We start from the raw sequence: 12,906 nt of genomic DNA on the forward strand, positions 1-12,906 counted from the left end.
ACATTCGCAACTACAGATAAGTACGACTTGGTTGGTTACAAGTCTTGAACGAATTTAAACATTGAACTTTTGAAACTCACCGCCCAATATCTTAATCAGAACTACGTCCATGAGGAGCCGAGTACAGATTAGAGCTAAGAGCTTATTATGGAGAAATTAACATCTAAGTGAGGTCTTCTCATAAAGGCCCGCTACACCCACATATCAGACACCACTTTCCCCACTTTAACCCACGCGTCACATCACCCTGCAAGCAGCGGCTTCAGTCCAATCCACAGCACGAAGAGTGCGGTTGCAAATATCACCGCGCCGAGAAACAGGTTCAGGGCGCGGCCGGTTTTTTGGCCTGCGAGGATGCGGTTTATGGTTCCGCCCATCCCGGCCCAGAGCGCATTGCCAATAAACCCCGTGGCTATAAAGACGGCGATAATGATCGCGGTGCGCAGCCAGAAACTCTCCGCCAGTCCGGTAAAGCTTGCCGCAGCGCCAAAGGCAAAGACGAGCCCCTTGGGATTGACCCATTGAAACAAAGTCGCCTCAATAAATCCGAGCGGACGGGTCGGGGCGGGTTTGGCCTTCGTCCCTTCCATGGACTTGGCTGCGGGCTTAACATAACCCCAAGCCAGCCCCATTAGCCAAAGCGCACCGATAATGGATATAATCGGGAGCAGGGCAGGCAGGGCCTGCACCACTGCGCCAAGGCCGAGACAGGCGGCGAGCAGTAGCGTGCCAAACCCGGCCGCAACGCCAAAAATATAGGGAATACAGCGGCGAAATCCAAAGGTGACGCCCTGGCTCATCAAGATCAGATTATTCGGTCCGGGCGTGATGGATCCGGAGGCGGTGAAGGCCAACAACCCCCAAAATAACGCAACATCCATGGATTAGGTGCGCCGCCCCAACAGGGTCTGCCAGACATCGCCGCGCGTTTGGATCAGCAGAAACAGAATATAGAGGAGCGGGACAATATTGCCGAGCACCAGCATCAGCGCGATAATGAGGACAGCTTTGAGGCCAAACCCGTCACGGTAAATAATCCATCCGGCGAGAATTAAAAACCCGGCATAAAGATCGGCGAAGACCATCAGCGCTGTGCGGTCATTGGCCATGTCTTTGAACTTGGCCCATTCCGCGCCAAGGCTGTCCATGCTGTGAATGCCCCATGCCAGAATGGCGGCGTAAATGACCAAGACGAAGGCGATATAAAATCCAGCGCGCATAATATTTTATCCTAATTTACCGTGGCAGTTTACAATAGGCACTCTAAAATCATGTCAGATAATCGCTTAGAGTGAAAGATAATTGCGCGGCCTACTCTGTCGGGCCTGTTTTGATAAATGGCGGCCTAAAGCCCCATATCGCCGCAGCCGAGCGGATATAATCGGACTCAGAGGCGTGATAATCTTTATCGCTGACGGCGATGTGGATAATGGCGTCGAACACGGCTTCGCGCAGGGCGGGGTCGGTGACGCTGGCAAAAGCCTTTAATATGACGGTATTTTTTCCGCGGCCTTTAATTTCGGCAATAATTTCAGGCCGCTGCGCGCCATACCAGTCGGCCAGCCAATCGGCGTTAGGCGGATCATATCCCGCCAGCGGGGCGAGGCCCTGCGCGTATTCGGTAAAGGCCAGTAGCTCCGCCTCGCGCTCCCGGCCGTCAATAATGACGGTAATCGCCAGAATGCGCAGGACGTTCATCCAGTCTTTGATTTTACCCGGCAAGGATATCTCTCCCCATGTCACACCCATTTGTATAAGAGCCGGGACCGCTTCATTCAAGCACTCTGAAGGGTATGGCGCGCTTGGAAACGGCCATTCAGTTTTTTGCTGTGACGCGCAGGCTACCGCTTTACCTGCGCGCAGTCATAGGCCAGAACAGCATGTAAATTGCCCCGGGGGACCTATGCTGTCTGTATTTGAAATCGCTGCTCTCTTATTATCTTTGTCGGCTTTATTTGGCTGGATCAATCACGCCTATATTAAGCTGCCGCACACGATCGGGCTTTTATTAATGGCGCTCATCGCGTCATTCGTCTTAATTGCCGTGGAACACTTTGCGCCGGGCATCTCTATTACCGACAGCCTTGAAGGCGTGCTTCTCCAAATTGATTTTAATGAAACCCTGATGAAAGGCATGCTCGGCTTTCTGCTCTTTGCAGGGGCGCTGCACGTCGATTTTGACAAATTGCGTGATGCCAAATGGGTCATCGCGGCGATGGCGACGATTGGCATATTGCTCTCGACCTTCATTGTCGGCGGCGGGACTTGGGCGCTGGCGCAACTCTTCGGTATAAATTTACCCTTTATCTGGGCGCTGGTGTTCGGCGCGCTAATCAGCCCGACCGATCCTGTCGCCGTGCTGTCCATTTTAAAAACTGTGCAGCTTCCAGAAAAGCTGGAGACAAAAATAGCAGGTGAGAGCTTGTTTAATGACGGGGTCGGTGTTGTCGTTTTTACAATCATTCTGGCCATTGCTGTCGGGACTGGCGGGGCGGATGCCTCTCACGCGTCTGCGGCCGCATCCGGGCCCGGCGGAATCGGCCTCTTTGATATTGTTGAACTCTTCGTTGTCGACGCCATAGGCGGGGCCGCGCTCGGATTTTTGATGGGCTGGATCGGCTATAAAATGATGAAGCGTATTGATGAACACGCCGTTGAAGTGCTGATCAGTCTGGCGTTGGTGGCTGGGACATATGCAGTGGCGCAGCGTATCGAAATCCTCAGCCATCATTTGTCTGGCCCTATCGCCGTTGTCGTTGCGGGGCTGATGATCGGCAATAAAGGCGCGGCCTTTGCGATGAGTGAGCAGACCAAAACCGCCTTATTCAGTTTCTGGGAAATGGTGGATGAAATCCTCAATTCCGTACTGTTCCTGCTGATCGGTCTGGAGTTTCTGGTCATCGGCCTTGCGCCGGATTATGCTTTGCTGGCGCTGCTCGCGATACCGCTGGTTCTGCTTGCCCGCCTCTGCGCAGTCTATGTCCCGATGAAACTCGTTGGCGCATTTCGCGACTTTACCAAAGGGGCGGTGCCGGTGTTGACATGGGGCGGCGTACGCGGCGGGATCAGCGTAGCCCTCGCTTTGTCTCTACCCAATAATGAGTACAAACCGCTCATTCTTACCGTGACTTATGGCGTCGTGATATTCTCTGTAATCGTTCAAGGCCTGACTATCAAACGCGTCATAGAAAAAACGGTCAAGCCGGACCTCTTCGACGCTGCGGCGGCAAAAGGCAAGGACGGGCATTAGGGCTATTCCACCACGCCAATTTTAAGCGTATTAGTCGTGCCCGGCTGTCCGAAGGGTATGCCGGCGGAGACAAGAACGGTATCACCTTTTTTGAGTCCAAGCTCCGACTTTGCAAGGGCATTAATACTGCCCAGCATGTCGTCGAAATTGACCGGATCTTTAAGGATGATTGGCGTCACGCCCCAGGTCAACGCCATGCGCGAGGCAATATGCTTATGGGGAGTCAGGCCGATAATGGGGCAGGGCGGGCGCGTGCGGGCAATACGCTTTACGGTGGATCCGGAGCTGGTATAGCCGAATACGGCCTTAGCTTCCAGCGTATGCGCGATGGTGTGAATTGAGGCGCTGATTGCGTCTTCTGCTGTGGTGCGGCGGTTGATTTTATCGCCTTTGAAGCCCTCCCAGAAATCTGGGTCGCCTTCGGCGGCGCGGATGATGCGGTCCATAATGGCCACTGTTGTTGCGGGGTGACGGCCTACGGCCGTTTCGGCCGAGAGCATTACAGCGTCCGCCCCCTGATACATGGCTGTGGCGACGTCAGAAGCTTCGGCGCGCGTTGGCGTCGGGCTGTCGATCATAGACTCCAGCATGTGTGTGGCGACAATCACCGGACGGCCGAGGCGCCGGGCAACCTGGATGATGCGGCGCTGCACAACCGGAACCTGTTCCAGCGGAAGCTCGACGCCCAGGTCGCCGCGCGCAACCATCACACCATCAGAAGCGCGGACAATCTCTTCGATATCGTCAACGGCGCTGGGCTTTTCGATTTTTACAATGAGCCCCGCCCGGCCTTTGATAATCTCTTGCGCATTGGTCACATCTTCAACGGTTTGGACAAAGGACAAGGCAATGAAATCAACGTTTTTGGACAACGCAAAAACCATATCCTTGCGGTCCTTGTCTGTCATGGCCGAGACCGGCAGCACAGCGCCGATCACATTGACGCCTTTACGGTTTCCAAGCTTGCCGGGGACTTCGACAATGGCGGTTATGTCTTTGCCGACCGCCGTGACTTTGACCGATAGTTTTCCATCATCAAATTTAAGATAACATCCCGGTTTAAGCGCTAATAAAAGCTCAGGATGGGGCATATAAATGACGCCGTCGCCGCCTTCATCATCGCCAATTTTAATCGTGACGGTTTGGCCGTAGCGCAGCTCTATGTGATCATCTGAAAACGTCGCGACGCGGATTTTCGGCCCCTGCATATCGGCGACGATGGCAATGGGCCGGCCGCGCCGCGTTTCGATCTCGCGAATTGCGTCGACAACCTTGCCGTGCCCTTCATGCTTACCATGCGAGAAATTGAGCCGGAACACATCCACGCCGACATCTGAAAGTAATTCCAGATTGGAGGGTGCGGCGCTGGCCGGCCCGACTGTGGCGACGATTTTAGCAAGGCGGTTTCTCATGAGGTCTCCCAGTATATTTTGCCGGTGTCTAACCGATTCAGGTTTAAAATGACAGCGCTATCATTTTAGGCGGGCGCTTTGAATGTCCGCTGCAATATGACGGATTTTTAAGACCGTAGACAGTTTTAACATTCTAAAATAAGTCAAAATATGGAGAATCCTATGAAAACTTATCTTGTAAGCGCCGCCTTTACTGCGCTGTCGCTCAGTCTTGTCCCGCAAATTGCACATGCCCAGATGGCGATGGACGCAAAACGCGGCGTCGTTACCATGGCTCCGACTGTTGAGCGCACTGTTCCGGCGGTTGTGTCCATTCGCGTCACCAGCCGTAAGAGCAGCGGCACAACAGCCATGATGCTTCCGCCGCAGTTGCGCGATATGCTGCCCGAAGGCCTGCTAGAGCAGCAGCCCCGTCAGCGCGATGCTGTCAGCGCCGGATCCGGAGTCATTGTCGATGCGCGCAAGGGCCATATTCTGACCAACCATCACGTCATTGACGGCGCAAAAGACATTGCGATCACGCTGCATGACGGCCGCCAATTTGACGCCGAAATTATCGGCAGCGACGATAAAACCGATCTGGCGCTCATCAAGATCGACGCTAAGGACTTAAAAGCGATTACATTTGCCGATGCCAAAAATGTCAAAGTCGGCGATTATGCCATCGCCATCGGTAATCCCTTCGGTGTTGGCCTGACCGTCACGACCGGCATCGTGTCCGGCATGGAGCGTTATAGTGGCAGCCGCGATAAATATGAGAATTTTATCCAAACCGATGCCTCAATTAATCCGGGTAATTCCGGCGGTGCTTTGGTCAATTCCAAAGGCGAGCTGATCGGGATAAATAGCTCGATCATCTCGCGTTCGGGAACCAGCTCTGGCGTGGGCTTTGCCGTTCCTGTCGATATGGCGCAAAACGTCATGGCGCAGCTGCTCGAATATGGCGAGGTGCGCCGCGGGCGTATTGGCGTGGTCATACAGGACGTTACGCCCGGCCTCGCTAAAGCGCTGGATTTGAAAGTAAAAAAAGGCGCGCTGATCGCCGAAGTGGCTGAAGGCAGTCCGGCTGATCTGGCTGGTTTGAAGGCGGGAGATGTCGTAACGACATTTGACGGCGAGGCGATTGAAAGCTCGCGGGATCTGCGCAATGCTGTCGGCTTTGTTCCGCTCGGAAAAACCAGCAAGCTGAGCTATAATCGCGACGGAAAAACGCGTAAAACCTCAATCGGCGTCGAAGCCATTACCGAGGATGATCTTCCTGTCGATAACGATGCTATGGAGGACATACCTGAACCGGGTACGGCTAAATTTCGTGGTGCGACGGTGATGAATATCCCCGGTGAGATATCCCCCAGCGGAGGTAATGACGGCGTTGTTATTAGCAATGTTGAACGCACAAGCGCCGCCGACGAAGCCGGATTAAGACGCGGCGATATTGTCCGCGAGATTAATCGCCGCGAAATCACCGATGTGGACGATTTCTCGACCCTGATTGACGGTAAGTCCGGCGTAGTGGCTCTCACCGTGCAGCGCGGACGCAGTCAAATTTTTGTTGCGATCGAATAATTTTGATAAGCACTATGTGTGATATATTTCCGGATTGCAGTCTCTAAAGCAGTCCGTATCAAAATGGCCATAGCGGTCTTGTCGCAACATATAGCTCGGATATCTTTGAGTGAAAGATTAGAGCGTGAGCGTTTAAATGTCCGGAATATGGAGCGCTTTCTCGGCTGAGTTCTCGTGATTCGGCTAGGGAAACCCAACATCGCGCATAAACAGATGCGCAAGGTTTATAAAGCGCTGGGTTTGGACGTGAAAGTGGGGAGTTTCTGTTGCCAGCTACTCCCCGGAGCCCGCCTAGGGGTTGAAGCCTAGGAGTTAGGTCGAGAATACTCGGGCTGCTTACGCGGCTAGAGCAAACTCTTCTGCTGTATTATCGTTTGCAGATGTTAAAACGAGGCCTTTAACGGAGACCCATGCGAACGAAAGCTAACCTCTTTAGACGTCTGTCGATCCTATTTCGGCCCCATTATAAAGGTTCGGAAAAATCCAAACCCTTATGGTGGAGCCGCCGGGTACCGCCCCCGGGTCCAGCCCGCTTATGACAGGCGCGTTTATCGTCATAGCTGGCAAGCCAGCCCTATTAATATAGAGGCTATGGGGCAGAATTTAAAGGGGTAAATGTTCTCGGCAGCATATTGCCGCTAGAATCGCCGCGGTAGGGTGTCCTCGCGGCTGCGCGTGCGTTTTTCTTTCACCACGATCCGGCGCGTGGCGTTAAACACCAGTTCTTCGCGGGACAGAGCGTTGTCGGTGTCCTTGTCCATATCCGTAAATATTTGTGTCAGAAGCCCGGTAAATTCTGACTCCGATACCATCGTGTCCAAATCCTGGTCAAAGGTCACGCGCGAAGGCAAAGCCTCTTTACTGCCCATTGCGCTGATCTGCCAGCGTTCAAAAGTGATCGGGCTGACTTTGCCGGAAAAATTAGTATTCATCGCCGACCACTCTCGCGCCAATCCGGCGTCAAGTTCGGAGCGGCTGACGATGCGGTCATGATTGGCGTCAAAGCCTGTGAATATAAGCGATACGGGGCGGGACTGCACAGTACCGGACAAAGCCGCGGCGCGGCCATCGGGGGAGTCAAACCGCGCTTTTTTCCCCCGCGGCGTTGTCTTAATAATGTCATCGGGGTCAGCGGCATAAGCCGGCGTGCTAATGACTGTCGTCAGAAATAGAGCGGAGGTAAGTATAGCAAAGTAATATTTCATAACGGTGCGTAACACATTCATTATGAATTTGGGCTAAATAATCGGTAACGCGCAGCGTGACGCAGGGTCTATACGCAACGCAGCGCAGGATGATTATATATCGCCGAGCTTTCCGGCATGTCTGGCGGTCAGGTAGTAAAATGTGACGCGTTGTTTGCGGTTGTCGCCCTGCATTTCCTCGCACACATCATTGACGAGTTTCGCCGTATCGCCGGACAGTCCCAACGTCCCTTCGACCCAGTCTTCTTTAATGCTGTCTGTCTCGGCCAGGTCCGTGCACACGACAAATTTGGCGTCGTCATTTTTCAAGGCCGCGCCTAAATGGGTCACGATTTTCTGGACAACGCTTTGCTCTGCCTCCGGATCGTAACGCCGGACATCTGCAATGTAATCTGCTGCTTTGGCCATAACATTTCTCGTAAAGATTGAACTTTTAAAGGATTAAGCCTTATTTATTGTTCTGCCAAGCTAAATGCGCCTTTCAATTTAAGTCGGGACAGGTAGAACGCAATATGGCTGCGACCTCTATAGATATGACGGTATTGACCGGGTATTTGGCTGATTTAGTGGCTTTTGACACCCGCAATGGGGTCGGCGATGAATTGCCCTGCGCGCAATATCTCGCGCAATGCCTAAAAACATATCATCCTGATAGTCTAAAAATAGGCACAGCCTTACGCAGCAGGGCGCGCTCTGACGGCGCCTATGTCCTAGCGCAATGGGGCCGACCGCGCGTTATTATAAATGTTCATCTGGACACCGTGCCCAGCGGGCAGGGATGGGATACGGATCCTCTCACATTGACCCGAAAGGGCGAGCGGCTTTACGGTCTGGGCGCGGCTGATATTAAGGGGGCCATCGCCTGCGTTTTGTCATGTATGGCGTTGGCTCCGCCTAAAAATGTTGCCGTGTTGTTTTCCGGAGATGAAGAGCAAGGCAGTGAATTGATGGCGCAGATCGTGTCGCGCGGCGATTATAGCGACGCGCCTCTCGCCATAATCTGCGAGCCGACCGGCGCGCTTCCCGGGCTTCGCCACCGCGGCTTCGCTGCTTTCGCGCAGGACTTTACAGGCCCCGGAGGGCATAGCAGCGCCGCAGATCAAACGCCCGCGCCCGCCTTGGACGCTGCACGCGTGGCCAGCGCTTTGGGCGATTTCGGCGCGGCGCATTTAAACGTTGGGCCCGAAGGGTTTAAAGGTCTGTGCATGAATGTTGGCAGTTTACAGGGCGACGGCGCCCATAATGTTATTCCGACACAGGCGCAGCTTCTCATGTCATTGCGTCCGCCGCCCGGTGATGATGTTAATGTGCGCGCTGAACAAATTCTAAATATTATGAATACCGCGGGACCGCGCGGCGCAATTACGCAGCTGGCCCGTCACACCGCTTTTGCGTGTGATGATATAAGCGCATTTAAATCCATACTTGGCCCGCTGGCGGATAAAGGTATTGATCTGCCCTATTGGACGGAAGCTGCTATGCTGGCGCAAACGGGTAAGAACTGCATTGTCTTCGGGCCGGGACATATAAATGTTGCGCATGCGCCTAATGAATTTGTCACGCTAGGCCAACTTGCTGCCACAATTGATGTTTATTCGCGCGCGCTGAGCGGGGAGTATCTATGAGTTTACGAGAAACGGTTATGCGCAGCCTTGCTGCAGTAGGCGCTGAGCACGAGGCCGAGTTCTATGCGAGGCTTTTTCGCGACGAAGCGCCGGAGCGGTTTGCGCTCATCGTGCTTGACCCGCGCTGCCTAAAAAGCCCGCTACTCAAAGCTCTGATTAGCGATCTGCGTATGCTTGCGGATTTGCAATTGACGCCTGTCTTGCTTGTTGGCGCGCTGGATGACGACCGGACTTCAATTACGTTTCAGGCCCGCAGGCTTATGACAGAAATGGAAGCCGCCAGCATAAAAACTAGCAAGCTCAACTGTGCTTCATACGGGCTGCTGCCCGATGTGACCCGGCAATCCAAAGCGGGCCGGATTGTAATTTTGGAGATGACCGAGCGGCGCGGGAAGATGAATTTGCAGAGCCTGACGGCCGCATTAAATCCGGGTAAAGTCATCTTCTTACAGCCGTCCGGGGGTTTGCGGCGTGATGGTCAACGGCTTCCTGTTATTAAGCTGAGCGAACTTGACGAAAATTTGAATGTCGATGCTTTGTCTGCCGGACAATCGAAATTCATCAAAATGGCCGGCACTCTGGCCGCGCAGCCCGATATTCGTGCCAGCTATGTTATGGCCTCTCCGCTTAATCTGCTCGAGGAATTATTCACGACAAAAGGTTCGGGAACCATGCTGCGCCGGCAGGCATCCATCTCCGTTTTTGATAGCTATAAAGGGCTGGATAAAACCAGACTGCGCAGCGGTATTGATGAGTCATTTGCAAAGTCTCTATCAAAAGACTTTTTCAAACGTCCGGTGCACCGTGTTTTTATAGAAGATGACTATCGCGGTGGCGCTATATTCACGCAGCTATCCGGACTACCCTATCTTTCCAAATTCTGGGTAAGCCGGGCCGCTCGCGGGGAGGGTATCGCCCGTGATATCTGGGAGGCGTGCTGCGACGAGATACCGGCCTTTTTCTGGCGCTCACGACAGAAAAACTCGTTTAATAATTGGTACATGAATACCTGTGACGGTATGCAGGTCAACGGTGATTGGCGGATATTCTGGACCGGGCTGGACGCGCCGGAAATCCCCGGCGCAATCATCGCGGCCGCCAATGCGCCGCATGACTTTGAATATATTAAGGATGACTAGATTTGTGCGGCGAATCTTTGGTAATCACCGCTAAAATTTTACAGGGAAAGACTTATGAAGATCAGTTCAGATTTTGACGGTGGCAATATCGCAGTCGTCGAAGCTAAAAATCCAGATGCCATCCGCCTAAATATTAATAAAGACAACGCCTCTGATTTTTATCAATGGTTCTATTACCGCGTTGACGGCGTGCAGGGCCGCACCTTGAATATGGCGCTCGAAAACGCGGGTGCGGCGGCTTATGTCGGCGGATGGGAGAACTATTCGGCCTGCGCGAGCTATGATAACGAAACTTGGTTTCGCGTGCCGACCCAATATGAGGATGGCTCACTAAATATCCTGCATACGCCGTCTCATGAAACGGTTTGGTATGCCTATTTTGCACCTTATCCGATGGCACGCCATCAGGCTCTTATTAAGAAATATGCTGAAACCGAAGGCGTAGAGCATAGCGTTTTGGGTAAGACTCTGGACGGACAGAACCTTGATCTACTGCATATTCCGGGCGGCCCAAAAACCATCTGGGTAGATGCACGGCAACATCCCGGCGAGAGCATGGCGCAGTGGTGGATGGAAGGCTTTCTAGGACGGCTGACCAATAAGGATGACCCGGCGGCCATGGCGCTGCGCGAAAAGGCGTCGTTTTACATCGTGCCGAATATGAACCCTGACGGGACCTCGCGGGGCAATCTGCGCACCAATGGCGCGGGCGCAAATTTGAACCGGGAATGGGGTATTGCCACGATGGACCGTAGCCCTGAAGTCAAACTCGTTATGGACAAGATGGATGAGACGGGAGTGAACCTCTCGCTCGACGTTCATGGCGATGAGGCTCTGCCCTATAATTTTATTGCCGGCGGTGAAGGAGTGCCCGGCTTTACGGAACGCGATCAAAACCTGTTAGATAAATTCCAGGCAGAGTATGAAAAGGCCACGCCCGCATTTCAGCGCAAAGTTGGCTATGGCGTCACCGCGCCGGGCAAAGCTAATTTGACGATGGCAACCAATTATACCGCGCATCGCTTCCGCGCGCTGTCGGCGACTTTGGAAATGCCGTTTAAGGATGATGCCAACCATCCCGATGCTGATTTCGGGTGGTCAGCAGAACGCAGCGCCCAACTCGGCTATGATGTTATCCCCGCCATGCTGGCTGTCGTTGATGAGCTTTAGGCTGTTTGCTCACAGCTTTCCGCGCGCGGCCAATAGCGCCGCGCGTCGAATCGGATAAGCTGCGTATATGCAGCAATATCTAGACCTTCTTTCCCACGTCATGGAACACGGGACCGACCGGATGGACCGCACCGGAACGGGGACGCGCGGTGTATTCGGCTACCAAATGCGCTTTGATCTGGCTGAGGGTTTTCCCATGGTCACGACGAAAAAGCTGCATAAAAAATCTATAATTCATGAGCTGGTCTGGTTTCTCGCGGGCGATACCAATATTAAATATCTGCAGGATAACGGCGTGCGCATATGGGATGAATGGGCCGATAAGAACGGCGATTTAGGCCCGGTTTACGGTAAGCAGTGGCGGCGATGGGAAGGCCCGGATGGCGCCGTCATCGATCAGGTTGATAAAGTTATCGACGCCATTAAGACAAACCCAAACTCCCGCCGTCACATTGTCAGTGCGTGGAACCCCGCGGATGTCGACGATATGGCCTTGCCGCCCTGTCACTGTTTGTTTCAGTTTCATGTTGCAGACGGCAAATTGAGTTGCCAGCTATATCAACGCAGCGCGGATATTTTCCTTGGCGTACCGTTTAATATCGCGTCTTACGCATTACTTACGCATATGGTGGCTCATGTTTGTGGTCTGAAGGCGGGGGATTTCATCCATACATTCGGTGACGCGCATATTTATTCAAACCATTTTGAGCAGGTCAAAGAACAGCTCTCCCGCGCGCCCAAGCCGCTGCCGCGCCTCAAGCTCAATAGAGATATTACCTCAATTTACGACTTCACATATGAAGATGTAAAAATTTATGGCTATGAGGCTCACCCGCATATTGCCGGTAAGGTCGCGGTGTAATTACCTGACGAACTCAATTAGAAGTGAATAGCTTAGTCTTCTGACCATAGATCGCGAATACGTTTGTCCAGATCCGCGCCGATATTAAACCACGCTGTGCGGTTATTAGCGCTGTCCACAATAAACATACGGTCTTGCCGGCCAAGCGTCTGGGATAGGGCATTGCGCAATTTCTCGGCGCTGGCGGCGCTGCGCAGCGCCCACAAAGTTTCTCCAATACGTTCCGTGCGGCCGAAGCTTTGCATGATTTGCAAAAATGTCATGGCATCTGTGGATCTAATTTCGGCCATAATAATAAATGTCGCGTCGTTATCAGTATCTTTCACGGGAGTAGGCTGCTGTTGCTGCGCGCTTTCATTAGCGGCGTCTGAGATTTCGCGTTTCGCTGAAAATGAGAGCAATTGGGCGGTCTGCCCGGACGCAGCACTGAGTTGACTCTGCCCGGTACCGGCCCAAAAATTGAAAATGTCGTAGGCGCTGGCATCATAAAATCCGCCCGCTGGATTATTTGTGATGCGCGATTGTGACGTCACTCTGCCTTCGGCGACAAATCCCTGCATGGCGTGGTCATCATAGGGTCCGTAAACCTGTTCACTAACCTGTACAAACCAATGCATTGACGTTCGCTTTCTTCATTCACTTTAAATTAGATTATATTATCTCATACACTTACAAAG

13 protein-coding genes and 1 other RNA gene are annotated in these 12,906 nt (G+C 53.1%); 6 read left to right on the plus strand and 8 right to left on the minus strand.

Annotated elements, in window-relative coordinates:
* Positions 1–242: 242 nt before the first annotated feature.
* From H142_RS13795 to H142_RS0100730, 3 genes are all read right to left on the minus strand, one after another.
* On the minus strand, positions 243–881 hold the full coding sequence (locus tag H142_RS13795; protein WP_017930175.1) for a LysE family translocator: 639 nt from the start codon (positions 879–881) through the stop codon (positions 243–245).
* 3 nt (positions 882–884) lie between these two features.
* Positions 885–1,220 (minus strand): hypothetical protein, encoded by a 336-nt coding sequence (locus tag H142_RS0100725; protein WP_017930176.1) that lies wholly within the window; start codon positions 1,218–1,220, stop codon positions 885–887.
* A gap of 91 nt (positions 1,221–1,311) precedes the next feature.
* Positions 1,312–1,722: a TerB family tellurite resistance protein gene (locus tag H142_RS0100730; RefSeq protein WP_169331782.1), complete on the minus strand. Its 411-nt coding sequence runs from the start codon at positions 1,720–1,722 to the stop codon at positions 1,312–1,314.
* Positions 1,723–1,903: 181 nt separating this feature from the next.
* Here H142_RS0100730 and H142_RS0100740 point away from each other — a divergent pair, with 181 nt between their 5' ends.
* Positions 1,904–3,250, plus strand: coding sequence for a cation:proton antiporter (locus H142_RS0100740; protein ID WP_017930179.1), 1,347 nt, complete (start codon positions 1,904–1,906; stop codon positions 3,248–3,250).
* Between the two features lie 2 nt (positions 3,251–3,252).
* On the opposite strand, the gene pyk is transcribed toward H142_RS0100740, so the two are convergent.
* Positions 3,253–4,662, minus strand: coding sequence for a pyruvate kinase (gene pyk / locus H142_RS13800; protein WP_017930180.1), 1,410 nt, complete (start codon positions 4,660–4,662; stop codon positions 3,253–3,255).
* Positions 4,663–4,824: 162 nt separating this feature from the next.
* Here pyk and H142_RS0100750 point away from each other — a divergent pair, with 162 nt between their 5' ends.
* Positions 4,825–6,228 (plus strand): Do family serine endopeptidase, encoded by a 1,404-nt coding sequence (locus tag H142_RS0100750; RefSeq protein WP_017930181.1) that lies wholly within the window; start codon positions 4,825–4,827, stop codon positions 6,226–6,228.
* Between the two features lie 251 nt (positions 6,229–6,479).
* On the opposite strand, the gene ssrA is transcribed toward H142_RS0100750, so the two are convergent.
* From ssrA to H142_RS0100760, 3 genes are all read right to left on the minus strand, one after another.
* Positions 6,480–6,840: a transfer-messenger RNA gene (ssrA, locus tag H142_RS16570) on the minus strand.
* A gap of 26 nt (positions 6,841–6,866) precedes the next feature.
* Positions 6,867–7,433 (minus strand): EF-hand domain-containing protein, encoded by a 567-nt coding sequence (locus H142_RS0100755; RefSeq protein ID WP_156811842.1) that lies wholly within the window; start codon positions 7,431–7,433, stop codon positions 6,867–6,869.
* Between the two features lie 93 nt (positions 7,434–7,526).
* The gene (locus H142_RS0100760) at positions 7,527–7,841 is read right to left on the minus strand and encodes a DUF2853 family protein (protein WP_017930183.1); all 315 of its coding nucleotides are present in this window, start codon (positions 7,839–7,841) and stop codon (positions 7,527–7,529) included.
* A 104-nt stretch (positions 7,842–7,945) separates the two neighbouring features.
* On the opposite strand from H142_RS0100760, the gene H142_RS0100765 reads away from it, so the two are divergent.
* The 4 genes from H142_RS0100765 to H142_RS0100780 all read left to right on the plus strand — a co-directional run bounded on the left by H142_RS0100765 (position 7,946) and on the right by H142_RS0100780 (position 12,229).
* On the plus strand, positions 7,946–9,058 hold the full coding sequence (locus tag H142_RS0100765; RefSeq protein WP_017930184.1) for a M20/M25/M40 family metallo-hydrolase: 1,113 nt from the start codon (positions 7,946–7,948) through the stop codon (positions 9,056–9,058).
* The gene (locus H142_RS16010) at positions 9,055–10,197 is read left to right on the plus strand and encodes a hypothetical protein (RefSeq protein WP_017930185.1); all 1,143 of its coding nucleotides are present in this window, start codon (positions 9,055–9,057) and stop codon (positions 10,195–10,197) included. The genes H142_RS0100765 and H142_RS16010 overlap by 4 nt, the downstream gene beginning before the upstream one ends.
* A gap of 54 nt (positions 10,198–10,251) precedes the next feature.
* Positions 10,252–11,367 (plus strand): M14 family metallopeptidase, encoded by a 1,116-nt coding sequence (locus H142_RS0100775; protein ID WP_017930186.1) that lies wholly within the window; start codon positions 10,252–10,254, stop codon positions 11,365–11,367.
* Positions 11,368–11,434: 67 nt separating this feature from the next.
* The gene (locus H142_RS0100780; RefSeq protein WP_017930187.1) at positions 11,435–12,229 is read left to right on the plus strand and encodes a thymidylate synthase; all 795 of its coding nucleotides are present in this window, start codon (positions 11,435–11,437) and stop codon (positions 12,227–12,229) included.
* A 32-nt stretch (positions 12,230–12,261) separates the two neighbouring features.
* Here the strand turns inward: H142_RS0100780 and H142_RS0100785 are convergent, their stop codons facing one another.
* Entirely contained in the window at positions 12,262–12,846 is a 585-nt protein-coding gene (locus H142_RS0100785) for a hypothetical protein (RefSeq protein WP_017930188.1), read from the minus strand.
* Positions 12,847–12,906: the final 60 nt, after the last annotated feature.

It is taken from the genome of Robiginitomaculum antarcticum DSM 21748 (assembly GCF_000365025.1).
Classification (GTDB): domain Bacteria; phylum Pseudomonadota; class Alphaproteobacteria; order Caulobacterales; family Maricaulaceae; genus Robiginitomaculum; species Robiginitomaculum antarcticum.